The sequence below is a fragment of the Streptomyces sp. NPDC051133 genome (genome assembly GCF_040682635.1).
In the GTDB taxonomy this organism is placed as follows: Bacteria; Actinomycetota; Actinomycetes; order Streptomycetales; family Streptomycetaceae; genus Streptomyces.
The window spans coordinates 1-1,645 of sequence record NZ_JBFBBK010000133.1 but is presented as its reverse complement, the minus strand read 5'-3'; the positions used below and the strand labels follow the sequence as shown (position 1 = coordinate 1,645).

Genomic DNA, 1,645 nt, shown 5'->3' with positions numbered 1-1,645 from the left:
GAACGGTTGCTGCTGGTCAGCCCCGAACTCGCCAGCGTCCTTGCCACGATCATCAAGCGCCTGCGCGACGCCAACGGCGGGAAAGTCCCGCTGATCTCCCGCTACGACACACACGAGCGCGTCACGGGTCCCCAACTGCCGCACCTGTTCCAGCGCCGCCCCTACTGGCAGCCGCAGGTCATGAGCGAGGCCGGCATCAAGCGCGCACTCGACCGGACTCTGGAGGCCACCGGACTCCGTGACCAGGCCGGTGAGCCGCTGCGCTACACCCCGCATGACTTCCGAAGGATGTTCGCGACCGAGGCCGTCACCGGCGGCCTGCCCGTTCATATCGCAGCTCGAATCCTCGGTCACAAGACACTGACCACCACTCAGGCATACCTCGCCGTCTTCCAGGACGACCTGGTGCGCACCTACCGAGGCTTCCTCGACCGGCGTCGGGCCGAGCGTCCCCAAGAGGAATATCGAGAGCCGACCGCGGCGGAGTGGCGCGACTTCCAGCAGCACTTCGAGCTCCGCAAGGTCTCGCTCGGCACCTGCGGGCGTCCCTACGGAACCCCCTGCAAGCACGAGCACGCCTGCATCCGCTGCCCGGTCCTGCAGATGGACCCCCGGCAGAAGCCCCGCCTCATCGAGATCATCCACAATCTCCGCGAACGCATCCGCGAGGCCCGCGCCAACGGCTGGCTCGGTGAAGTCGAAGGACTCCAGGTCAGCTTCGACGCCGCGATGGCCAAGCTCAACAGCCTCAAGCGGGCTCCGATCGATGGCCGGCCACAGCTGGTTGACCTCGGTATGCCCGTCTTCACCGACACACTCACCCCGCCGGGAGATTCCCCGCATGCACCGGATAGGCCTGATCTCGTTCGGCTACCTGCACCTTCCCAAGAACCAGGTCCGCAGGCTGGCCCCGCCCACCGCTGACCGGACTCCCGGCAGGTTGTGGGCGCATCGCCATCAGAAGGGGTGCGGTTCGGCCTCAGCGCTGGACTGTTGCGGCTGCTGACGCGGTGCGGGCGCCGAGGCTGCGTTCCCGCCGGGCCGATAGGTCTTGGTGACGGACGCGGTCGCATACGCAAGGGAGACCGCGATCTCTTCGGCATCCATCTCGACGACGGTGCGGCGCTGTCCCTCGTTGTCGTCGAATGTTCGCTGCTTGAGCCGTCCCGTGACGATGACACGCGCGCCCTTGGCCAGGGAATTCGCGGCGTTCTCGGCGGCCTGCCGCCACAGCGAACATCGCAGGAAGAGCGGCTCACCATCCACCCACTCCGACCGCTCACGGTCGAACGTCCGTGGCGTGGACGCCACTGTGAAACCAGCCACGGGAACTCCCGAAGCCGTGAACCGAAGTTCCGGGTCCGCGGTCAAATTCCCCACAACCGTCGCCAGCGTCTCGCCCGCCACTGCCCACCACTCCCACCAGGTCATCCAGGACTCTCGCTCAGAGTAGTCACCGCCACCGACACTCCGGCACCTGAACTGGAAGACAGCCGCGTTCAAGCTTTCAGGACGAAGAACACCTACTTACAGAACGCCTCGCCCGAGCACTCCGCGGACGCGACCGTGACGTCGAAGTCGAGCACCTCCACCCACGTGCTGGAGACGACCACTTCATGATCGATTCCTTAGTCCGGAAAAGTGC

2 protein-coding genes are annotated in these 1,645 nt (G+C 66.0%); one reads left to right on the top strand and one right to left on the bottom strand.

Annotation, left to right across the window (positions count from 1 at the left end; genetic code table 11):
* A partial coding sequence (locus tag AB0N17_RS45205) for a site-specific integrase (protein ID WP_366017521.1) occupies positions 1-924 on the top strand: 924 nt, incomplete at its 5' end.
* Between the two features lie 33 nt (positions 925-957).
* Here the strand turns inward: AB0N17_RS45205 and AB0N17_RS45200 are convergent.
* Positions 958-1,407 carry a single-stranded DNA-binding protein gene (locus AB0N17_RS45200; RefSeq protein ID WP_366017523.1) on the bottom strand — a complete coding sequence of 150 codons (450 nt, stop codon included), beginning with the start codon at positions 1,405-1,407 and terminating at the stop codon, positions 958-960.
* Between the last annotated feature and the right edge of the window lie 238 nt (positions 1,408-1,645).